14 protein-coding genes are annotated in these 22,828 nt (G+C 74.3%); 6 read left to right on the forward strand and 8 right to left on the reverse strand.

Going from position 1 to position 22,828, the window contains the following annotated elements; translation table 11 throughout:
- Positions 1–534 precede the first annotated feature (534 nt).
- The 3 genes from ABTZ54_RS14750 (at position 535) to ABTZ54_RS14760 (ending at position 9,570) form a co-directional block, all read left to right on the forward strand.
- Positions 535–3,105, forward strand: a complete 2,571-nt coding sequence (locus ABTZ54_RS14750; protein ID WP_351662131.1) for a S8 family serine peptidase — start codon at positions 535–537, stop codon at positions 3,103–3,105.
- A complete protein-coding gene (locus ABTZ54_RS14755) occupies positions 3,105–5,996 on the forward strand; it encodes a VCBS repeat-containing protein (RefSeq protein ID WP_351662133.1) in 2,892 nt (963 codons plus the stop codon). The genes ABTZ54_RS14750 and ABTZ54_RS14755 overlap by 1 nt, the downstream gene beginning before the upstream one ends.
- A gap of 112 nt (positions 5,997–6,108) precedes the next feature.
- Positions 6,109–9,570, forward strand: coding sequence for an ATP-binding protein (locus ABTZ54_RS14760; protein WP_351662136.1), 3,462 nt, complete (start codon positions 6,109–6,111; stop codon positions 9,568–9,570).
- Positions 9,571–9,947: 377 nt separating this feature from the next.
- Here the strand turns inward: ABTZ54_RS14760 and ABTZ54_RS14765 are convergent, their stop codons facing one another.
- From ABTZ54_RS14765 to ABTZ54_RS14795, 7 genes are all read right to left on the reverse strand, one after another.
- Positions 9,948–10,607: a class F sortase gene (locus ABTZ54_RS14765; RefSeq protein WP_351662139.1), complete on the reverse strand. Its 660-nt coding sequence runs from the start codon at positions 10,605–10,607 to the stop codon at positions 9,948–9,950.
- A gap of 157 nt (positions 10,608–10,764) precedes the next feature.
- The gene (locus ABTZ54_RS14770) at positions 10,765–11,490 is read right to left on the reverse strand and encodes a hypothetical protein (protein WP_351662142.1); all 726 of its coding nucleotides are present in this window, start codon (positions 11,488–11,490) and stop codon (positions 10,765–10,767) included.
- Positions 11,491–11,630: 140 nt separating this feature from the next.
- Positions 11,631–13,094 carry a CitMHS family transporter gene (locus ABTZ54_RS14775; protein WP_351662145.1) on the reverse strand — a complete coding sequence of 488 codons (1,464 nt, stop codon included), beginning with the start codon at positions 13,092–13,094 and terminating at the stop codon, positions 11,631–11,633.
- 239 nt (positions 13,095–13,333) lie between these two features.
- Entirely contained in the window at positions 13,334–14,077 is a 744-nt protein-coding gene (locus tag ABTZ54_RS14780) for a TetR/AcrR family transcriptional regulator (RefSeq protein ID WP_351662148.1), read from the reverse strand.
- A 165-nt stretch (positions 14,078–14,242) separates the two neighbouring features.
- Complete coding sequence (locus tag ABTZ54_RS14785; RefSeq protein ID WP_351662380.1) at positions 14,243–15,517, reverse strand: hypothetical protein; 1,275 nt, start codon at positions 15,515–15,517, stop codon at positions 14,243–14,245.
- A gap of 89 nt (positions 15,518–15,606) precedes the next feature.
- Positions 15,607–16,431 carry a hypothetical protein gene (locus tag ABTZ54_RS14790; RefSeq protein ID WP_502997248.1) on the reverse strand — a complete coding sequence of 275 codons (825 nt, stop codon included), beginning with the start codon at positions 16,429–16,431 and terminating at the stop codon, positions 15,607–15,609.
- Between the two features lie 8 nt (positions 16,432–16,439).
- Positions 16,440–18,563 (reverse strand): right-handed parallel beta-helix repeat-containing protein, encoded by a 2,124-nt coding sequence (locus ABTZ54_RS14795; RefSeq protein ID WP_351662154.1) that lies wholly within the window; start codon positions 18,561–18,563, stop codon positions 16,440–16,442.
- Positions 18,564–18,713: 150 nt separating this feature from the next.
- Between ABTZ54_RS14795 and hmgA the strand changes: the two genes are divergently transcribed.
- Genes hmgA through ABTZ54_RS14810 form a run of 3 tightly spaced genes read left to right on the forward strand, consistent with a single transcriptional unit; the run spans position 18,714 to position 22,063 of the window.
- Positions 18,714–20,036, forward strand: coding sequence for a homogentisate 1,2-dioxygenase (gene hmgA / locus ABTZ54_RS14800; RefSeq protein ID WP_351662157.1), 1,323 nt, complete (start codon positions 18,714–18,716; stop codon positions 20,034–20,036).
- Between the two features lie 42 nt (positions 20,037–20,078).
- Positions 20,079–20,828, forward strand: a complete 750-nt coding sequence (locus ABTZ54_RS14805) for a GntR family transcriptional regulator (protein ID WP_351662160.1) — start codon at positions 20,079–20,081, stop codon at positions 20,826–20,828.
- Positions 20,829–20,842: 14 nt separating this feature from the next.
- Positions 20,843–22,063 (forward strand): type ISP restriction/modification enzyme, encoded by a 1,221-nt coding sequence (locus tag ABTZ54_RS14810; protein WP_351662162.1) that lies wholly within the window; start codon positions 20,843–20,845, stop codon positions 22,061–22,063.
- Between the two features lie 12 nt (positions 22,064–22,075).
- On the opposite strand, the gene ABTZ54_RS14815 is transcribed toward ABTZ54_RS14810, so the two are convergent.
- Entirely contained in the window at positions 22,076–22,795 is a 720-nt protein-coding gene (locus ABTZ54_RS14815) for a TetR/AcrR family transcriptional regulator C-terminal domain-containing protein (RefSeq protein WP_351662165.1), read from the reverse strand.
- Between the last annotated feature and the right edge of the window lie 33 nt (positions 22,796–22,828).

Here is a 22,828-nt window from a genome sequence, read left to right on the forward strand (position 1 = left end):
TGTCTCCTCACACCTCGGCTCGCCACGCCTGCTCGCGCGACCGCACCCAAACTAGCGCTGTTAGTTTTCCAACGCCAGGCCCCTCCCCGGGGGCCGCCGCAGGTCCCGGCCCGGCCGCCCCACCCAGGACCGATCCTCGCGCTCCGTTTCCCGGCTTGTCCACGGGCACCTTGGACAGGGCTGGGGGCTGGGGACTGGGGGGTTCCGCCTTGTGGGGGGTGGGGGCGGGGGCCGGGAGGGCCGGGTAGACGGGCGGAGTCCGGGCGGGCCGGGCAGACGGGCCAAGGCGGGCGGGGCAGGGCGGGCCGAGGCGGGCGGGGCAGGGCGGGCCGAGGCGGGCGGGGCAGGGCGGGTAAGCGGGGCCGGGTCCGGGTGGACCCGTCGGTTGGGGCCTGGGACCAGTAATTCGCCAGTAACGGCCCCGCCCTAGCGTCCCGGCCGAGCCCGCCCCACCCCCGTACGGCCGGTCCCCCTCGGCCGTGCGAGGGGCGGGGCGTCGGCTTCCCCCGTACCAGCGTTGGAGGAGCCACCCACATGCACCTGCCCCGCTCACCGCTGCGGTCCCCCGGCCGCCCGCCGCTCCGGCGCGGAGCGACCGCCTGGGCCGCGGTCGCCGTCACCGCCGCCGCCGTGCTCACCGCTCCGGCCGCCGTCGCCGCCACCCCGTCCGGGCCCGTCCGGGCGAACGTCGACCCGGGTGTCGCCGCGACCGTCGCGGCCGGCCGGGAGGCGACGTTCTTCGTCGTCTTGGGCGACCGCGCCGACCTCTCCCGGGCCCGCGGGCAGCGCGGCCACGCCAAGAAGGCGCGGGCCGCCTTCGACACCCTGCGCGCCGAGGCCACCCGCAGCCAGGCCCCGCTGACCCGCTTCCTGGACCGGGCGAAGGTCGGCTACGAGTCGTACTGGATCGCCAACGCCGTCAAGGTCACCGGCGGCAAGGCCCTCGTCGAGCAGCTGGCCGCCCGCCCCGACGTGGCCTCCATCCGCCAGGAACGCCACTACGCCCTCGACACCGCCGCGCAGGGCCCCGCCGCCGCCCCCGCCGCCACGGCCGAATGGGGCGTCAAGGACATCGGCGCCGACCAGGTGTGGGACCGCTACGACGACCGCGGCGAGGGCATCGTCGTCGCCAACGTCGACTCGGGCGTGCAGTTCGACCACCCGGCCCTCAAGGGCAACTACCGGGGCAACCTCGGCGACGGCAGCTTCAGCCACGACTACAACTGGTACGACCCCACCGGCCAGTGCACCGGCGGCACGCCCTGCGACAACAACGGCCACGGCACCCACACCATGGGCACCATCGCCGGCGCGGGCGGCATCGGCGTCGCCCCCGGCACCACCTGGATCGCCGCCAAGGGCTGCGAGGCCCGCAGCTGCTCGGACTCCTCGCTCCTGAAGTCCGGCCAGTGGATCCTCGCCCCCACCGACCGCAACGGGCAGAACCCGCGCCCCGACCTCGCGCCCGACATCGTCAACAACTCGTGGGGCGGCGGGAACACCACCTTCTACCAGGACATCATCGAGTCCTGGAACGCCGCCGGCATCTTCGAGGCCTTCGCCGCCGGCAACTCCGGTGACGGCGCCACCTGCTCCACCACCGAGGCCCCCGGCGCCCAGGCCCCGGCCTACGGCGTCGGCGCCTACGACGCCGCCGGAAAGATCGCCTCCTTCTCCGGCTTCGGCCCCTCCCGCGTCGACGGCTCGCTGAAGCCCAACCTCGCCGCCCCGGGCGTCGACGTCCGCTCCAGCTGGCCGGGCGGCACCTACCGCGCCATCTCCGGTACGTCCATGGCGACCCCGCACGTCGCGGGCGCCGTCGCGCTCCTGTGGTCCGCCGCCCCCTCCCTCATCGGGGACATCGACGCCACCCGGGCCCTCCTGAACACCTCCGCCCGGAACGTGGACGACACCCACTGCGGCGGCACCGCCGACGCCAACAACGTGTGGGGCGAGGGCAAGCTGGACATCCTCGGCGCCGTCGACCGCGCCCCGCACACCGCGGCCACCGTCACCGGCGCGGTCACCGACCACGCCACGGGCACCCCCCTCGCCGGCATCACCGTCACCGCCACCGCCGCCGGCGGCGACGCGCGCCGCTCGGTCACCACCGACGCCTCCGGCGCCTACCGGCTGACCCTGACCGCCGGCACCTACACGCTCACCGCCGGCGGCTACGGCTACCGCGACCTGACGCGGAACGGGCTCACCGTCACCACCGGCCAGGCCCTCGCCCAGGACCTCGCCCTCGACGCCGTGCCCGCGCACCCCGTCTCCGGCACCGTTCTCGACGTCACCGGCAAGCCGCTGAAGGGCGCCACCGTGCGCTTGACCGACGCCCCGCTCGCCCCCGTCGTCACCGACACCTCGGGCGCCTTCCGCTTCCCTGCCGTCGCCGAGGGCACCTTCACCCTCACCGCCACCCCGGCCGCGCCGGAACTGTGCAACGGCGTCCACAGCGCCACCCTCACCGTCGACGGCACCGAGACCGTCACGGCCGCCCTGCCCGCCCGCGCCGACGCCTTCGGCAACAACTGCCGCCCCGCCGCGTACTCCTGGCTCGCCGGCAGCACCAAGCTGGCGCTCTCCGGCGACGAGAACGCCACCACGCTCGCCCTGCCCTTCCCCGTCACCTTCTACGGGGTGCGCTACACCCAGGCGCACGTCACCACCAACGGCCTGGTGAACTTCCTCGCCCCGCGCCTCGGCGACTACGCCAACACCGCGCTGCCCGAGCCGAACCAGCCCAACGGCATTCTCGCCGCCTACTGGGACGACCTCACCCTGGACGCCAAGTCCGCGGTGCGCACGGCCACCACCGGCACCGTCGGACAGCGCCGCTTCGCGATCGTCTGGGAGAACGCGGCCTTCGCCGCCGACACCTCCCAGCGGGTCACCTTCGAGGCGGTCTTCGAGGAGGCGACCGGCGCGATCGTCCTCCAGTACCAGTCGATCGGCTCCGGCTCCCTGGAGTCCGGAGCCAAGGCGACCTTCGGCATCGAGAACCAGTCCGGCACCGACGCCCTGGCCTACTCCACCGACCGGCCGGTGCTCACCGACCGGTCCGCCCTCCGTATCTCCCCCGGCACCCCGAAGGCGGCGTGATGACCGACCGATCCCGGCGGGCCGTGCGCCTCGCCTCCACCCTCGTCGCCGCGGGCCTCGCGCTGACCGTGCTGCCCGGCCTGCCCGCCACGACCGCCCACGCCGACGACGCACCGCTCGGCCGGGTCCTCACCGACGCCCAGGCCGACGCCCTGGAACAGCGCGCCGAACCGGCCGCCCCGGAGACCGTCACCCCGCAGAACCCGGCGGTCCCGCAGGCCGCCCCGCGAGCCCTCCAGGACACCGGTGACATGGCCGCCTCCCCGGCCCCCGCCGCCGGCGGGCTCTCCCTGAACCGGTCCACCGCTCTGGAGACGTACCAGGGACAGGCCGACACCGCCCAGCTCGGCGGCGGCCGGGGCGACTTCCTCGCCCTGCACAGCGCGGGCACGGTCACCCGGCTGACCGAGGACGGCCGAACGGTGTGGCGGCGCGACAACGCCTCCCTCTACGCCGACTGGCAGGTCACCAACATCCGGCCCTGGCAGACCGACCCGTACGCCGCCCGGATCACCATCGGCTACAACGCCAACAGCCCCTTCCTCGACAGCGCCGACCAGGGCTGGACGCAGGGCGACCTGACCGGCGACGGCGTCGCGGACGTCGTCTTCACCGCCGACGTCGGCAACAACCCCTACCGCCCCTTCACCTCCCCCGGCTCACCGCTGACCACCGGCACGTTCGTCACCGTCCTGGACGGCGCGACCGGCCGGACCCTGTGGTCGAAGCTGTATGCGGACGTCCAGCAGGTCACCCTCGTCGGCGACACCCTCGTCCTCGGCGACCAGCCGTCCACCAACCCCAACTCCGCCAAGGACGCAACCGCCTCCCTCCAGGCACTCCGCTTCACCCCGGACGGCACCGGCCGGCTGACCGCGACCACCGCCTGGAGCTACGCGACGGGCCAGCGCAACGGACGCTGGGGCGCCACCCTGCCGCTCGCCGACGGTCGGCTCGCCGTCTCCTGGTACGTGAAGAAGACCGCGACCGCCCCGGCCGCCGGGCACACCCTGGTCCTGGACCCGGCCGACGGCACCGTCATCTGGCGCACGGACGGCGAGCTGTACGGACGCCGGCTCGCCGCCGACCCGGCACGCGGCCGGATCGTCGCCCTGGAACAGGCCGACTACCGGGACGGCGTGCGCTACGAGATCGCCGCCTACGACCCGGCGACCGGCACCCGCACCACGCTCGACACCCGGGTCAACGCCCTCGGCATCGGCCTGCGGATCGGCGAACTGCGTGGCGGCGGGCGCCCGGAGTACGTGGTCAGCGAGTCCACCCTCGACGCCTACCTCTACGTCAACACGGCGACCGTACGCGCCCTGGATGGCGCCGACGCCACCCAGCTGTGGGCGTACACGGTGAAGCGCGACGAGAGCAACGCCCGGGACGGCGACTCGGCGCTCGGCCTGCGGATCGCCGACGGCCGCGTGCTCGCCTCGTACTTCACCACCGCCGACGAGTCGACCGCGGCCAACCCCGGTGGCACCCGCTACGGCACCCTCGTGGCGCTCGCCGGCCGGGACGGCGCGGTCCGCTGGAGCCACCGCGGCGCCGACGCCTCCCCGATCTACGCCCAGCCGTACCGCGAGGACGACGAGTGGCGCGTCCGGACCGTCGACAACGAGCAGAACATCCGCTCGTACCGGCTGGGCGGCGGCGCCCAGGACTCCGTGATCCCGCTCCAGGGCGACCTGCACGCCGGGATCGCCACCGACGTCGACGGCGACGGCCGCAAGGACCTGATCGTCGGCGGCCAGTCGCAGGGGCTGTGGGCGTACGACGGCCCCTCGCTGGCCGCGGGCAGGCCGAAGCTGCTGTGGCGGACCACCCTGCCCGGCTCCGTCCAGGGCGACCTCGTCCTCGGCGACACCGACGGCGACGGACGCCAGGACGACCTGGTGGTCGCCGCCGACACGGCGGCCGTGGTGGTCGACTCCCGCACCGGCCGGGTGCGGGAACGCATCGACGGCCAGGGCCGGTTCGTGCGCTCGGTGACCGTGGCGGACCTGGACAGGGACGGCGACGACGAGATCCTCGTCCCGACCGACGCCGTCCGCGCGTACAGCGGCGGCGGCCGGAAGCTCTGGGAGTACGCGACGGGCCCCGGCCTGGTCTTCTCCGACCTCGCCGTCGCCGACGGCCGGGTGCTCGGCTCCTACCAGACCCGGGGCGTCTCCGACGGCACGGGCACGGTCGGCGGCATGGCCCTCGACGCGGCGACCGGCACCCTCGCCTGGCAGGCCGAGCCGCGCTGGACCGGCGACCCGGACACCAAGGTCTACGCCGCCCAGCTCTTCCACGGCGTCCACGCCTCGCCCCGCATCCCCTACGCCGACGGGCACGCGGTCGTGCACTCCTGGCTCGTCCGCGAGGGCGGCTTCTGGACCACGTACTTCGAGTTCCGCGACGTCCGCACCGGCGAGGTCGTGCACACCGCCACCGGCGGCGGCGCCTGGACGGTCGGCAACTGGTTCACCGGCGACGAGGGCCTGGTCCTCGCCGGCACCGCCAGCCTGCGCACCTTCCACCGCGACGGCGGCCTGTACGAGATCTACACCCTGCCGACCCTGCACCGGGCCGCGTTCGCCACCGGCCCCGGCAACCGGCGCCTGATCGTCGGCGGCACCGAGGGCTCCGCGTACGTCTGGGACCCGGCCGTGCTGACCGCCGGCCGTAACTACCCCGACCAGCTCACCCGCCTCAATGGGTACGCGACGCAGAACATCGTCGTCGCGGACCTCACCGGGGACGGAGTGGACGAGGTCGTCGGCCTGGGCAAGGACGACACCGGCTTCGACCGCACGATCGAGCTCTCCGGCGGACGCTATCTGGTGTCGGACTCCTCGCTCCACGGCCTGGTGACCGGGGTCTTCTCCGCCTCATAGTCCCCTCCTCACCGGCTCGTTGCCCTGTCCCCACCTCATCCCCTGCCCCTTCCACTCACCTCCTTCCTTTCAAGATCAGTTCCTGAGGGCGCCCGTTAGAGTGGGCGCCCTCATGAGCACTGACATATCAGCGGGTTCGCCTCCGACGCTCCGGGTCCATCTCTTCGGAGGGTTCCGGATCGACCGGGACGGCGGCGCGCCGCTCGCCGAGCGGTGGCCCCGGCCGAGCGCCCGCACGCTCGTGAAACTGCTCGCGGTCTCCCCCGGCCACAGCCTCCACCGCGAGCAGGCCATGGAGATCTGCTGGCCGGACGCCGACCCGCAGGCCGCCCTCGGCAGTCTGCGGGTGGCGCTGCACGCCGCCCGCCGGGCGATCGAGCCCGAACTCGCCCCTCGCGCCGCCTCCTCCTATCTCACCGGCGACGGCACCCTGCTCCGGCTCGACCCGGGCACCGTACGGGTCGACGCCGACGAGGCCGAGGCCGGCGCGGAGGCGGCCCTGGTCCACGGCGGCCGCGCCGGACTGGCCGCCGCCCTGGACGCGTTCACCGGCGAACTGCTGCCGGAGGACCGCTACGCCCCCTGGGCCGAGGCGCGCCGGGAGCGCCTCACCGCCCTGCGCGAGCGCACCCTGCTCGCGCTGGCCGCCGCCCATCTGACGGCGGGCGCGCCGGAGGAGGCGGTGCCGACCGCCGAGCGGGTCCTGTCGGCGGCGCCGGCGGAGGAGGGCGCGCATCGGATTCTCATCGAGGCGTACCTCCGCCAGGGGTTGCGGCGGCGGGCGGTGCGGCAGTACCACCTGTGCCGGGAGGCGCTGGACGCCGAGCTGGGGGTGCGTCCTGGCCCGGAGACGGAGGCGCTGCACCAGCGGGCCCTGGCCGTGCCGCGTCCCGCCTCGCGTCCGGCCCGCCCGGCGCCGCCGGCCGCGCTCCGCCGCCCGCCGGGCTCGCCGCTGCGCGGTCGCGACGAGGTACTGGCCCGGCTCCTCGACGACGGGGCCCCGCCCGTCCTCCTGGTCACCGGCGAGGCCGGGCTCGGCAAGACCCGGCTGGTCGGCGAGGCCGCCCGGCTGGCTGCCGGGAGCGGCGCGGCGGTGCTGTGGGGCGCGGGCCACGACGCGGAGGGGCACACGCCTTACGGGCCTTTCGCCGAGGCCCTGGACGGCTGGCTGGCGGACCGGCCGGCCGCGGAGCGGGCCCGTGCGGGAGCGGAGTATCCCGAACTGGCCTCTCTGCTGCCGTCCTTGGGGCGGGTCCGCCCGGAGGCGGGGCGCAGTCCCGAGGAGGAGCGGGACCGGCTGTTCCGGGCGACGGCGGGGCTGCTCGGCGAGTTGGGTGCGGAGCGGCCCGTGATGCTGGTGCTGGACGATCTCCACGCGGCGGACGCGGGCTCCTTCCAGCTCCTCAGTCATCTTGCGCGCCGGGCCCGCGAGGACGGAAGGGGTTGGCGATTTCTCGCCACTGTTCGCCTGGAGGAACTTCCGGGCACCGACCCGCGCCGCCAGGCCCTGGAGGCGCTGCCCCGGCAGTCGGCCGCCGCCTGGGTCGAACTCCCGCGCCTGTCCCGTACCGCCTGCCTCGCCGTGGCGGCGGACGGGCTGGGCGCCGGGGTCGCCGGGGAGGGCGGGACCGCCGGGAAGGGCGGGACCGCCGGGAATGGCCGGGCAGCCGGGAAGGGGCGGCCCGCCGCCCTCGGATCCGTACCCGAGCGGGTGTGGGAACTGTCACTGGGCAACCCGCTGTTCGCCCTCGAACTCGCCCGTGCCCTGCGGGACGGCTGGGACGCCTCGGACGCGGACGGGCCGGGCGCCCCGGAGGGTGTGCGGCAGCTCGTCGCCGACCGGCTCGGGCGGCTGGCGCCGGCGGCCCGCCGAGTGGTCGACGTGGTGGCCGTCGCCGGTCAGGACGCGGCGCTGGCGGAGGTCCTGGACGTGGCCCGGCGCGGCGGGCATCCGCGATTGTCGGCGGCCGAGGCGACGGAGGCGGTGGAGGCCGCGGTGGCCGCCTCGGTCGTGGAGGAGCGCCAGGTGGTCGCCGGGGGCCGGCCCGCCGCCGGGCTCGCCTTCCGCCACCCGCTGGTCCGGCTGACCTGCTACGAGGGCCTTTCGGCGGCCCGGCGGCGGCTGCTGCACTCGGCGTACGCGGAGGCCGTGCTGCGGCGGCGCCCGGAGGCCGTGGACACCCTGGCCGCCCATCTCGCACGGGCGGACGACCCGCGCGCCACGGCCTATCTGCGGCAGGCCGCCGAGCGGGCCGCCGCCCTCTACGCCAACGACACCGCCGACCGTTACTACGCCGAACTGACGGGGCGGCTCGACGCCCTGGCCGCCGAGTCCGCGCACGCCCGGATCGACCGGAGCGTGGTGCTGCGCCGGATGGGGCGTTTCCAGGAGGCGGCCGGGCTGCTGCGCGAGGCCCTGGAGGAGCTGGAGCGGCGCGGGGACGCGGACGGCAGGGTCCTGGCGGCGGCGCGGCTCGCGGAGCTGATGCCGAAGACGCGGGTCACCGACGAGGGCTTCCGGCTGCTCGACTCCTGCCCGCCCGGCCCCGGTACCCACCCGGCGGTGGCGAGCGCCCACCATCTGGCGCGGGCGGTGGTGTGCTTCGTGTCGGGCCGGTACGAGGAGGGTGTGGCGGCGGCGGTCGCGGCGGAGGAGGCGGCCGAGGCGGTGGCGGGTCCCGAGCGGCGCGGGCTGCTCGCCCGGGCGTTGGCGGCGCGGGCGACCTCGCTGGGACTCGCGGGCCGGTTCGGGGAGGCGGGCCCGGTGGCGGACCGGGCGCTTCCGCACGCGGAGGCGTACGGCGAGCCGCAGTTGCTGGCCTCGGTCGTGTCGGTGCTGCGCGAGACGGCGCGGCGGGCGGGCCGGCTGCGGGAGGCCATCGCCACGGGCCGCCGGGCGCTGGCGCTGGCCGAGCGCTCGGGCGATCCGACGGCGTCGGTCTTCGAGCGGGCCAATCTGGCGGAGCTCCACCTGCTGATGGAGGAGCTCGCGGAGGCGCGGGAACTGGCCGAGACGGCCGTACGGGACGCGGAGACGGAGGCCGGCTGGTGCGCTCCGTACGCGCGGGTGGCGCTGGCCCGGGTCCGCATGCGGGCGGCGGAGCCGGGCGCGTCGGAGCTGCTCGACCCGGCGGACCGGTCGGCCCGGGCCCTGGGGGACCATCAGGCGCAGTACGAGGTGCGGTCGGCACGCGCGGAGCTCGCGGTCCTTGAGGGCCGCCCCGAGGAGGCGCTTGCCCTGCTCGAAGGGCAGCGAGAGACGGGCACCGCGCATCTGTCGGCCTGGGCGTGGCTGGGCCGCGGGCGCCCGGAGGAGGCACTGTCGGTGGCGGCCACGGAGGTGGCGCGGGCACGCCGCGCCGGCGAGCGCCTCACGGAGACGGAGGCCCGCACGGTGCACGCGGCGGCGCTGGCGGCGCTGGGCCGCGACGCGGATGCCGAGAAGGGCTTCGCCCGAGCGGCGGCACTCGCGGCGGAGCTGCCTTATCCGGCGGGCGCCCGGCGGGTGGCGTGGGCCCGCCGGGGCGGGTCGGGGGAGGCGGGGGGCGGGTTGCGGGGTGGGTGGGGGCGGTAGGGCGGGCTGCTTGTGGGGGGTGGGGCTGGGGGTGCGGGCCAGGCTGGGGGTGCGGGGCCAGGCCTCCGGCGCTGGGCCTGCGGTGAAGGGCCTGCGGGGCCCAGGCCTGCGCGGCTGGGCCTCCGACTGACGGACGGCCGGGCCGGGCACGTGAGGGCCTGACCTCCCAGGGCCCTCCTTCCGAGGGCCGGGCCTCCGGAGCCGAACCTGCGAGGCCGGACTTCCAAGGGTCGGACCCTCCGGGGCCGGTCCTCCGGCAGACGGGCCTCCGGAGCCGAGCCTGCGAGGACCGGATCTCCGAGGGCCGGGCCTGCGGCGGCAGGCCTGCGGTGCCCGGTCCTCGTATCGGGCGCCTCCGGCGGCCCAGCGGGGGGGGGTCAGATCGACCGGTCGACGCCCGTCAGGTGGGCGAAGACGACGATGTTCGACTCGTAGCCCGCCTTGCGGTCGAAGGTTCCGCCGCAGGTGAGCAGGCGCAGTTCGGGGCGGCCCGTGCTGCCGTAGACCTCCTTGTCGGGGAAGGCGGACTTGGCGTACGTACGGACGCGGTCGACCGTGAAGACGGCGACGCGGCCGTCGGCGCGGGCGACCCTGACGGTGTTGCCGGGGGTGAGCGCGTTGAGGTTGAGGAAGATCGCCGGTCCGGTGCGGGTGTCACGGTGGCCGACGACCACGGCGGTGCCGCGTTCGCCGGGGGTGGGGCCGTCGGCGTACCAGCCGACGATCCGGGGGTTGTCGACCGGCGGGGTCGCGAGTCCGCCGGAGGGTTCGAGGCCCAGCTTCACCACGGGGGCCTCGATGGTGATGGCGGGGACACCGAGCATGGTGGGGGTGGATCGTGCCAGAGGTGCGGGTGGGGGCTGGGGTTTGGCCGTGGCACGGGCCGATGCGTGGGTGACGCTCTTCGGCTTGGGGTCCCCCGGGGCCGGGGCCGGCCCCGCCATGCCGTGGGCGGCGGAGCCGGCGGCGAGGGCGGGGCCCTCCGGCTCACCGTCCTGGACCCACCAGAGGACGCCGACGACCAGGGTGAGGGTCACGGCGACGGTTCGGGCGAGCCTGCGGAGCCTGCGCTGCCGGCGGGTGGTGGGTCTGCGCGAGGCGGGCCCGCGCGGGTGGGCCCGGTGCGGGCTCCGCTCGTTCGGTGAGGCGGAGGGAGCCCGGCCGGGGGGAACCGTCCTGCGCGGGGAGGGGGACCTACGCGGCGCCATCGTTGCGGCGGCGCGCACGGCGGATGAGGATCAGGCCCGCGGTGCCCGCGAGACCTGCGGCGAGGGCGGATCCGACGCCGAAGCCGGAGCCGTCGTCCGAGGCGGTGGTGTCGGCCGATCCGCCGCCGCCCGCTCCGACGGGTCCGTGCGGCGGCTTGTGGTGGCCGGACCCGCCGCTGTAGCCGCCTCCGCCGTTGCCGCCCCCACCGTTTCCGCCGCCACCATTGCCGCCTCCACCGTTTCCGCCGCCACCATTGCCGTTGCCACCCGTGGTGGGCGGCGGGGTGGTGGGGGGAGTGGTGCTGCAGTCGACCTGGAAGACCTTGTGCTTGCCCGCGCCGTTCTCGCCGACGAAGGTCCAGTCCAGCTTGTACTGGCCGTCCGGCAGGAGGAGGTCGCTGGTGTGGCCGTTGCCCTGGGCGTCCAGGGTGATCTTGCCGCTGAGGTTCGGGGAGTCGGCCTTGGGCGGCTGTGGGGAGATGTCCCAGCTGACTTCCTGGAGCCCGTCGAAGTTGAAGGCGGCGAGGTAGAACCTGCAGACCTTGGGCTCGTCGTTGTTGCTGTCGGGAGACGTACCCGAATTGTGGATCTTGACGTCTCCGTTGTCACCCGGGGCGGCGAACGCCGTGGGCGCTCCCGCCAGGGCGGCCGAGCCCACGACCAGGGCGGCCACGGCGGTGGAGAGCAGGGGGCGGAGAGCCGGAACGGTCATGCGGATGTCCTCCAGTCGTACAGATCTCGGATTTCGTGAACCGATAATCTGACTATTAGTGACTCCACAAGTACGGAGGGTGGCACCGTGCCGCGCCACCCTCCGTTTTCCACCCGTCCGGTCCTAGCCGGTCCCGCCGCCTAGATGATCCCGAAGAGGATCCCCGCCGCGAGCACCACCAGCGAGGTCAGCGCGGCCCACTTCACGGTGAACTTGGTGTGGTCGCCGAACTCCACCTTCGCCATGCCGACCAGCACGTACACCGCCGGGACCAGCGGGCTCGACATGTGCAGGGCCTGGCCGACGAGCGAGGCGCGGGCGATCTCCAGCGAGGACACGCCGTGGGCGGCACCGGCCTCGGCGAGCACCGGCAGGACGCCGAAGTAGAAGCCGTCGTTCGACATGAAGTACGTGAGCGGGAGGCTCAGCAGACCGGTGACCAGGGCCATGTGCGGCCCCATGCCCTCGGGAATGGCCCCGACCAGCCAGTCGGCCATGTGCTTGACCATGCCGGTGCCGGTGAGCACGCCGGTGAAGACGGCGGCGGCGAAGACCATGCCGGAGACGTTGAGGACGTTGTCGGCGTGAGCGGCGATACGGGCCTTCTGCTCGCCCATCTTCGGGTAGTTGACGGTCAGCGCGAGCGCGGCACCGAGCAGGAACAGCACCGGGATCGGCAGCAGCTCCATGATCATCGCGGTGAGCAGGACGATGGTGAGGCCGGCGTTGAACCAGTACAGCTTGGGGCGCAGGGTCGCGCGGTTCGGGTCGAGGCCCTGGAAGCCGCCGTCGGTGTCGTCTTCGACGCCAGCCTCGGCACCCTCGGGGAGGTCGCTACCGGAACCGGCTCCCTTGGTGCCGCCCTTGGCACCCTTGCTGCCCTTGCCACCCTTGGCGCCCTTGGCGCCCTTGGAGTTCGCGTCGGCGCCGCCGCCCGCCCCCACCAGGACGGTCTCGGTCTCGGTGACCAGCGCGTCGTCCAGGCTGAGGTAGCCGATGCGCTTGCGCTCACGCATACCCAGCACATAGGAGAGGATGAAGACGAAGAGCAGGCCCACGGCGAGCGCCGGGATCATCGGGACGAAGATGTCGGCCGCGTCCAGCTTGAGCGCGGTGGCCGCGCGGGCGGTCGGACCGCCCCAGGGAAGGGTGTTCATGACACCGTTGGCGGTGGCGGCGACACCGGTCATGACGACCAGGCTCATGCCGAGCCGCTTGTAGAGCGGGTACATCGCCGAGACGGTGATCATGAAGGTCGTGGAGCCGTCGCCGTCCAGCGAGACGATCGCGGCGAGCACCGCCGTACCGACCACGACCCGCATCGGGTCGGCCTTGCAGAAGCGCAGGATGCCCCGGACGATCGGGTCGAACAGGCCGACGTCGATCATGACGCCGAAGTAGACGATCGCGAACATCAGCATCGCGGCCGTCGGCGCCAGCTTGCCGACGCCTTCGATGACGTAGTCGCCCAGCTGGGCCCCTTGTCCGACGGCGACGCAGAACAGCGCGGGAATCAGCACGAGCGCCGCGATCGGCGACATCTTCTTCGTCATGATCAGGACCAGGAAGGTCGCGATCATGGCGAAGCCGAGGATGGTCAGCATGGGAGGCACCTCACGTTCACCCTTGAACTCCCGCCAGAGCGGCGGTGCGGATGACGGTAGGTGGCCGGTTCCAGCGTTAACAAGATGTTGACGTGTGAGCAATACGAGCAAAACCCCAGGTCACGGCGGGGTGCGACGGTTGGAGCCGGCGGCGGGGGCGGACCATGCGGCCGAAGGCGCCGTCCCGGCCACCGGTGGAGAGGTGGGGCAGACCCTGACGCGGGCCGCGCTTCGGCCTCTCAGCCGAGGGAGGGCGCGAGGTAGGCGTGGAGGAGCGCGCGGGTCTCGGCGATCAGCGCGGGGTCGCCGGACGGGTCGACCCGGAAGGCGAGTTGCAGCAGGGCGTCGGTGGCCTCGACACCTACGAGCACCTTGCGGCGCAGCGCCTCGTCGGCGGAGCGGCCGAGGGGGGCCGCCAGCAGTCCGCAGATCCGGTCGGCGACGAGGTGGTTGGGGTGCTCCTCGTCCGGCTCACCGGGGGCCGGGATGCCGAAGTCGACCCGCGCGAAGCCGGGCACGGTCCGCTTCATCGCGATGTACTCGTCGAGTACGGCGTCGACGACGGCGACGGCGTTGGCGTCGGCTCCCCCGGCGGGCAGCGCGTCGAGCCTCGCGGCGATACGGGCCGCGTACCGGTCGAGGTTGCGGTGCGCGAGCGCGGTGGCCAGGGCCCGCTTGTTGCCGAAGAAGCGGTAGACGGAGCCGATGGGAACGCCCGCCCGGGCGGCGACGGCCCGGGTGCTCAGCTGCTCGTAGCCGGTCTCGTCGAGGAGTTCGGCGCAGGCGTCGACGATACGAGCGAGACGCTCGGCGCTGCGCTGCTGGACGGGGGCGCGACGGAGGGCCGGCGCCGGGGCCGTGGCCTGCGCGGACGGGGACGGGGACGGGCGCGTGGCCGGCCGCGTCGACCGCGGCGCGGACGGCCGCGTGGACGGCGGGACGGTCTGCTGCGACGGCGAGGACTGCGGGTCGGGCTGGGGCACGGGGACCATCATGCCGCTCCGGGTCGGGGTCGGGCGATCAGCGGGCCGCGTCCGGCCAGGGCGCGAGGTCGCCGGGTCGCCGGGCCACCCAGCCCCCGCCCCAGGGCCCTTAACCCCAACCCCCACCCAACCCACACCCACACCCCCACCCCCGCCCCCCCCAACTCAGGCAATCAGCAAGCCAATACCCCCAAGCGTGTACGCGATCATCAGCGCGAACAGCGGCAGCTGGCCCGCCACGGCTCGGTCGGGTGGGAAGAGGCGGGCGGAGCGGTCGTGGGCGGCTATTACGCCTAGGACGTGGCCGATGACGATCGAGGTGACCTGGAGGGTGGCGAGGCCGCCGGGGTCCAGTGGTGGAGCGGGTGAAGGGGCGTTGTCAGTGCCCACTGCCATGATGACTGTACGTGGTCCTTCGGTGGCGAAGAGTGAGAAGTAGTGGGCGACCAGGTAGCCGAGGGCGATGGGCAGGAGCGAGTGGGCGAAGGAGGTGAGCGGGGTGGTGAGTTCGCGGTTCACGAGACGCAGGGCGCCTGCGCAGAGGCCGTAGAGGACGGCTACGAGGGCGACCGCGGCGAGCAGTCCGAGGGTGGCGGTGAGGGTGCGCCCGAGGGTCGCGGTCTGGAGGAGGTCGATCCAGCGGGGGTTGTCGGAGAGACCGTCGTAGGCGGTGGAGCCGAGGAGGACGCAGACGGAGGCGACGAGACCGGGGACCGGCGGCGTGGCGTCGAGGCCGTTGAAGGGCGAGCGGAGGACCAGGCGGCCGTCGGCGCGGCGGCCGAGCGGGGAGAGCCGGGCGAGGAGGGAGGAGTAGACCTCGAAGGGGTCGCCGTGGGCGAACCAGTCGGGGCCGTGGCGGGCGGCGCCGAGGAGTTGGACGGCGGTGTGCACGCCGAGGGCGGTCAGGAGGACGGCCGCGGTGGTGTTGGCGGGGGCGACCAGTTCGAGCCAGGTGAAGAGGAGGAGTCCGGCGGCGGCGGGCCGGATGCCGAGCCGGGCCGGCAGCGGGCGGGGCGGGCGCCCCGCGGGAAGGAGGCGCTGGAGGAGGGCGTGGAGGGTGCGTAGCGGGTTGACCAGGCGCCAGACGGGGCCGAGGAGGAGGGAGGCGGGGACGAGTCCGACCCAGAGCAGGACGTAGACGGCGCCGGGCGCGGGATTGCGGTCCGGGTCGTCGGGGCCGAGGAGGAGGTGGAGGACGAGGAGGAGCGCGGCGGCGGCGCCGAGCGCCCGCAGCGCGGTGCGGGTGGCGGGGGCGTCGGCGAGGCGCTGGACGGCGGTGGGCAGGGCGCGGCCTGCCCGGTCGCCGCGGAAGCGGGAGGTGGACCAGAGCAGGCCGAGCGAGAGGAAGGAGACGAACAGCGCGGCAAAGGCGCCCGCGTAGGCGTAGAAGGGCGAGAGGGGCAGGTCGTGCTGGGCGCCCACGCCGTGGGCGAGCGGCAGGGTGGCCGGGCCGGGGACCGGCAGGCCGGCGGCGCGGAGTCCGGCGACCGCCAGGCCGGTCGCCGGAGCGGCGGCCTCGGCGAGTCCCGTCATCGGACGACGAGTTGGGTCAGCACGAGTCCGGACTCGTGGGTCTCCACCTCGAAGAGGCCGGTGCGGTCGAGGGTCAGGGTGAGGGTGGCCGGTTTTCCGGCGGGAAGGGGGAGTTCGCGGTCGTAGCCGTGGACGTGGAGGGTGTCGGCGCGGTCGCTGGTCACCTGGAGGGTGAGGCGTTCGCCCTTCTTCAGTTCGACCCGGGAAGGGGGTGGTTGTACGGAGTCGCCGCTGACGGTGATGGTGAGGGTGCGGCCGGCCGGCGTGGTGGGCGGCGCGGGCGGGGTGGCTGCGGAGGCCGTGCTGTCTGTGTCGGCGAGGCGGACGGTGGCCTCGATGGGGCGGCCCGCCACGGCCCAGACGGTGTGGTCGTCGGCGTACAGCCGGACGGTGAGGGTGCGGGCGCCGGCCGGGACGTGGGCCCAGGGGCCGTAGGCGCGGGCGGTCTCGCGGCCGTCGAGGAGGAGCCGGGCGTGTCCCCGGCCCAGGAGGGCGGCGCCGCCGGTGCTCTCGGGGGTGAAGCGGAACCTCTCCACCAGCAGGTGGACGTTCCAGCCGCTCTCGCTGTCGGGCCGGAGCTCCACGCGTACGCCGGGCGCCCCGGCGGCGGGCACCTCGCGGAGGCGGTGCCCGGCGGCGTCCTTGGCGGCGAGGAGGGTGCCATTGCCGCCGGTGGCCTCCTGGTGGCTGGTCCCGGGCTTGTGGTGGGTGGTGGCGCGCCCGCCGCACCCCGAGAGCACCGTCACGCTCACGGCGAGTACGAGGACGGCCACGGCCCGCGCGATGCGAGCGGCGGGGGCAGGAGTAGCCGCGCACCCCATGACCCGGCTCACGCGCCGCCGCCCGGGGCGCCCGGGGCAGCCGGGGCGCCCGGGGCAGCCGTGGCGCCCGTGGTGGACGTCTCCGGGCTCGCGGGCCCGGTCGGAGCGGCGGCCTTCCGGGTGCCCGCGACGATCACGGCCCACAGGACCCAGATCACGGCGAGCAGTCCGCGTACCCAGGCGGGGCTGACGGGGATCCCGGGGATCATCAGGACCGCCTTGTCGAAGGCGTCGAGGAGGGTGAGGGCGCCCAGGGTCACGGTGGTCCAGGCGAAGACCGGGCGGGTGCCGCCGGCGCGGAGGGCGAGGCCGATGCCGGTCCACCAGAGGCCGGTGAGGAGCAGGGCCAGGGCGGGGACGGAGGTGGGGGTGAGGGCGAGGGTGGAGCCGGCGACGTCGAGGACGAGGCCGGCCAGGCCCAGGGCGGTCGCCACGGCGGCGAGGCGGCTGCCGCGCAGGCGGCGCCACCAGAGCAGGGTGCCGACCAGGGCGAGGACGGCGGCGACGCCCAGGGTCAGCTGGGTCTCGACACGCTGGATGCCGCGCGCGCCGTACCAGTCGCAGCCCGCGGGCAGGCGGCGGGCCTGGACGTTGTAGTCGGCGCAGACGAGGAGTTGGGCGAGCTTGACGGGCTCGCCGACGAGGCGGCGGGTGTTGCCGGAGACCTCGCCGCGGGCGGCGCCGCAGGCGGGGAGGGCGGTGGGGGTGCTCGCGCCGGAGTCGGACTGCCAGCAGTTGCCGCCGCCCTGGCCGTCCCACCAGACGTCGGTGCGGTTGGGGCGGGAGGCGCCGGAGCGGTCGACGCCCAGGTGGTTGCCGGCGTAGCGGTTGTGGTGGGAGGTGTCGGTCTGCTTGCCCCAGGCGGACTCGCCGCGGATGAAGGCGGGGACGGCGCTGAGGAAGAAGGCGGCGCGCTGGTGTCCGTACACCCAGTTGTTCTCGTAGAGGTTCCAGTTGCCTCCGGCGGTGATGATGCCGGTGCCGGGCGGCATGGAGATCTGGGGGCAGACGACGCCCTGTTCGTAGCCGCGCTCGACGGGCGGCTTGGCGCAGGTGCCATCGGCGACGTAGGGGTAGTAGTTGGCGTTGTTGTCGTGGATGAGGTTGCGTTCGAAGCGGGCGTGGTTCTGCGGGAGTCCGGGGTGACCGGGGAAGGCGGAGTCCATGGAGGCGCCGCCCATGTTGTGGTCGAACTCGTTGTCGTGGACGTAGACCGAGTCTCCGGCGGTGCCGCTGTAGCCGACCATGTTGTGGTGGCTGCGGCAGCCGGTGATCTCGATGGAGTAGCGGGGGACGTCGTAGCCGCGCCCGTTGTTGATGTTGGACGCGGAGCCGGGGTAGATGCCGGAGTCGCCGTTGCCGTAGGACTCGCAGTTCTTGTAGAGGCCGTGGTCGGAGGCGAAGGTGAGGAAGCCGTACTCGTCGTTCCAGCGGGTGAGGACGTCGTCGATGACGAAGCCGTCGCCGGCGAGGATGTAGAGCGAGTTGAAGGTGGTGCGCTGGGCGGTGAAGTTGCGGAAGTAGATGCCGTCGGAGCCGTCGGCCCGGATCGCGTTCAGTTTGGCGTACTTGGCGTCGACGACGACGTCGAGGCGGGAGGCCCCGGTGCCTTCGATCTGGAGGTTCTTCTTGCCGAGGATGGCGACGAGGTTCTGGTTGTGCGGGCACTGCTTCTGCTGCTCGTAGCTGAGGATCTGGTAGCCGAGCGAGGAGTTGGGGGCCTTGAGGGTGGCGCAGGCGCCGGTGGGCGCGGGCAGTGAGGGCTCCTCCTCGTAGAGCCCGGGCAGGATGGCGATGTTCATGCCGGGCCGGTGGACGGCGTCGACGGCCTGCTGGAGGTGGCGGAAGCCCTGGCGGGTGCCGGGGGCGACGCAGCGCTCGTAGAGGGCGAGGTTGCGGGCCTTGAGGGCGGCGGGGAAGGCCGCGATCCGGCGTTCGAAGTCCGCCCGGTCGGCCTTGCAGACGAGCAGGTCCGGCTCGCCGGTGCGCAGCACGGGCACGCTGCCGGAGCCGTCGGGCAGGGTGACGGGCCGTTCCTCGTGCGCCTGGGCGACGGGCGCGGCGAAGAGGGCGGCGGCGAGGGCCGCGAGCACGGCGGAGAGCGCGAGAACGAACCTTCGGGTCCACGACATGCGCGAGAGAGTAGAGCAATGTTCATCTTTTGGAACCCCCCGTGCACGCACCTCGTCCAAGAGCTCCGCAAAAGAGCCGTTGACGCGAGCGGGAGCGGAATCCTACGGTCATGCATAGGATTGTTGTGAGCGTCAGGACAGGAGCACGCGATGAACGCGGAACAGGCCGGCAAGACGGCCGCAGCGCTGAGCTACAGCACGGGATTCGGCAACGAGCACGGATCCGAGGCCGTCCCCGGCGCCCTGCCGGAGGGCCGGAACTCGCCGCAGCGGGCCCCGCTCGGCCTGTACGCGGAGCAGCTCAGCGGCTCGGCGTTCACGGAGCCGCGGGCGCACAACCGGCGCTCCTGGCTCTACCGGATCCGCCCCTCGGCCGCGCACCCGCCCTTCAGCCGGATCGACAACGGAGCCGTGCGCACCGCGCCCTTCACCGAGACCGTGCCCGACCCCAACCGGCTGCGCTGGAACCCGCTGCCGCAGCCCCCGGCGGGCACCGACTGGCTGGCCGGTCTCTGGACGCTCGGCGGCAACGGCGACGCCGCCCAGCGCAGCGGCATGGCCGTGCACCTGTACCACGCGAACGCGCCCATGGAGCGGGTCTTCAGCGACGCCGACGGCGAGCTGCTGATCGTCCCCGAGGACGGCGGGCTGCTGCTGCGCACCGAGCTCGGACTGCTCGCGGTCCGCCCCGGCGAGGTCGCGCTGATCCCGCGCGGGGTCCGGTTCCGGGTCGAGCTCCTGGACGCGACCGCCCGCGGTTACGTCTGCGAGAACTACGGGGCCCCCTTCCAGCTCCCCGACCTCGGCCCGATCGGCGCCAACGGCCTGGCCAACGCCCGCGACTTCCGCGCCCCCGTCGCCGCCTACGAGGACGTCGAGGGCCCGGTCGAGGTGGTCAACAAGTACTGCGGCAACCTCTGGTCGGCGACCTACGGCCACTCCCCGCTCGATGTCGTCGCCTGGCACGGCAACCACACGCCGTACGTCTACGACCTGCGGCGTTTCAATGTGATCGGGACGATCTCGTACGACCACCCGGACCCGTCGATCTTCACGGTGCTCACCTCGCCGTCCGACACCCCCGGGCTCGCGGGCGTCGACTTCGTGGTCTTCGCGCCGCGCTGGCTGGTCGGCGAGGACACCTTCCGCCCGCCGTACTTCCACCGCAATGTGATGAGCGAGTACATGGGCCTGATCGAGGGCGCCTACGACGCCAAGACGGCCGGCGAAGGGGGCTTCGTGCCGGGCGGCGGCTCGCTGCACAACATGATGTCCGCGCACGGGCCCGACCGGGAGACCTTCGACCGGGCCAGCGCCGCCGAGCTCAAGCCGCACAAGATCGACGACGGCCTCGCGTTCATGTTCGAGACCCGTTGGCCGATCACCGCCACCCCGCAGGCCGCCGGAGCCGACCACCTGCAGCAGGGCTACGACGACGTATGGCAGGGTCTTCAGCGCCACTTCCGGCCGTAACATCCCGGCCGGAAGTCTCGTAGTCGTCGTACGGAGAGAGCCGTGACCGCCTTCGCCCCCGACTCGCTGGTCCTGAACCGGAAGCTGCCGCTCTGGTACCAGGTCTCGCAGTCGCTGCGCGCCTCCATACTGGGCCGCACCCCTGACGCCTCGCTCCGGCTGCCCACCGAGGAGCAGCTCGCCGCGCACTACGGCGTCAGCGTGCTGACCATGCGCCAGGCCCTCAAGGAGCTGGAGGAGGAGGGCCTGATCAGCAGGCACCGGCGGCGCGGCACCTTCATCGAGCCGGGCGCCCGGCGCTCCACCCCGCGCCGGCTGCTCGGCTCGATCGACGCGATCGTGGCCCAGCAGTCCGGCGAGCGGACCACGGTCCTCGGGCACGGCACCGGGCCGGTCCCCGGCGAGCTCGCCGAGTACTTCCCGGGCGGCGGCGAGGTCGCGTTCTACCGGCGGCTGCGCTCCGACGGCGAGAGCGGCGAGCCCACCAACTGGGCCGAGAACGCGGTGCTCCCGGAGATCGCGGCCGGCATCGATCCGGCCGACCTGGAGCGCTGGCCGATGACGAAGGTGTTGCGGGACCTGGTCGGTGTCCGGATCAGCCGGATCACCGACACCGTCGAGGCCCGGCTGGCCGACCCCGAGACGGCCGCCCTGCTCCAGGTGCCGCTGCTCTCGCCGATCCTGCACTACACCGGTGTCACCTACGACGACGAGGGCCGGGTGGTCGACGTGGCCCGGATCCGCTACCGGGGCGACCGCTTCTCCTTCACCGTCACGGTGGAGGCGCACTGACCGGCGTCGTTAGCATGCGGGGCGTGACGGAGGACCTGCCGCTTCCCGGCCTGCCCCTGCTCGACGACCTCATGCCGTGGTCCACGGCTCCGCTGCGGCTCGGCCGCTCCTGGATCGTCGCCCCGGATCCGCGCACCCTCAGGGCCCGCTGGGACCGGCTCGTGGCGGCGCGGGGCGCGGAGCGCGAGGAGCTGTTCCGGTCCAGCCGGGCGCGGACGCCGGCGAGTTCGGTGGCCGCGCTGCCCGGGCAGCGGACCGGCACCGTCCGGTTCTCCCGGGAGGCGGGCCGCTGCCCCGAGCCGGTGCGGATCGCGTACAGGCCGTTCGACGAGCAGTGGCTGCTCCCCGACCACCGGCTGATCGACACCGCCCGCCCGGAGCTGTGGCGGGTCGCCGACGGGCACCAGCTGTTCGCCGTCGAGCAGGGGTACGTGCCGGGCGCGGCCGGTCCCGCGCTGCTCGTGACGGCGGCGCTCCCCGACGGGCGCTCCCCCGCCGGCCGTCCCGGCCGGATCCGGCCGCTCTTCCGCCGCCCCGGGGGCGCGGAGCCGAATCTCGCGCCGGGTCTGCTGCCGCTGCTGCGCGGGCGGTACGGGTCCGGGGTCGCCGCGGCGGACCTGGTGGCCTGGGCCGTGGCGGCGGGCCTGCCCTCCCCCGCGGGCTGCCGGGTGCCGCTGCCCTTGGACCCCGAGGTGTGGGCGGCGGGCGTGGCGCTGGGCCGGGAGCTCATCGAGGTGCAGCTGCGCGGGGCCAGGGGCGGGGCGCGGCCACGGCTGCCGGGCGGCCGCAGGCCCTACGTACGGGCGGCGGTCCCGGACCGGCCGACGGGGCTGGCGTACGACCCGGAGGAGGAGGTCCTGAGTGTGGGCGAGGGGCGGGTCTCCCCCGTACCGGCGGGCGCCTGGGAGTTCGAGGTGGGGGGTGCGCGGATGATCGAGCAGTGGTTCGCGCACCGGACCGCGCCCGTCGAGCCGGGCAGTCTGGAGGCGATCGGGCCGCGCGGCTGGCCGCGCGAGTGGAGCTCGGAGCTGCTCGAACTGATCACGGTGCTGGCCCTGCTCGCCGGGCGCGCGCCGGAGCGCGCGGCGCTCACGGCGCGGGCGGTCCGGGCCGGAGTGACCCGGGACGCCCTGCGGGAGGCCGGGGTGCTGCCCGTACCGGACACGGCCCGCCGTCCGGCGTCGGTCCTGGACCATCAGGAGGAGGGCCCGGAGGGGCAGTTCATGCTCCTCTGAGCCGGGAGCTCGTCACGCGCCCGGCGGCGCGAAGGAGTCGAGCAGCCGGGCGATGGACATCTCGAAGATCTCCTCGGGGTCGTCGGGGGCGGGGGACGCCGCGAGCAGTGCGGTGAGGTGGGGGTAGGCGCCGCTCGTGACCTGTGACATCAGATAGGCGCCGCGTACCGCCTGTTCCTCCTCCTCGGACCAGGGAAGGCCGCGGGCCCGCTCGGCGATGGCCTGCTCGTTGCGGACGGTGGCCATCACGGTGCCGTTGACCATGGCGATGAGCTGCATCTTCAGGCCGGGGTGCACGTCCAGCGGCGCCAGGCAGCCCAGGCTCCACTCCAGGTAGCGCAGGGCGTTCGGGCTGAAGCCGTAGGCGGTGGTCATCACGCGGGACAGCCAGGGGTGCCGGTACATGATCGCGCGGGTCTGCCGGGCGAGGCCGGTCATGTCGGCCCGCCAGTCGCCGCTGGGCGTGTCGGGGAGCTCGTACTCCGCGCTCGCCGCGTCGACCATCAGCTCGTACAGGTCCTCCTTGCGCGGCACGTAGTTGTACAGCGACATGGTGCCGCAGCCGAGTTCGGCCGCGACCCGGCGCATGGAGACCGCGTCGATGCCGTCGGCGTCGGCGATGCGGACGGCCGCGGCCGCGATGTCGCTCCGGCGGTACGCCGGTCGCGGGCCTCGGCCCGTGCGCTCGGGGCGCGCCCAGATCACTTCGGGTTCGGCCGCTCGGCCCGCCATCGCTCACCACCTCGTCGGCCCCATCGTAATGAC

Origin of the sequence: Streptomyces sp. NPDC094032, from assembly GCF_040303965.1 — a bacterium.
Lineage (GTDB): Bacteria > Actinomycetota > Actinomycetes > Streptomycetales > Streptomycetaceae > Streptomyces.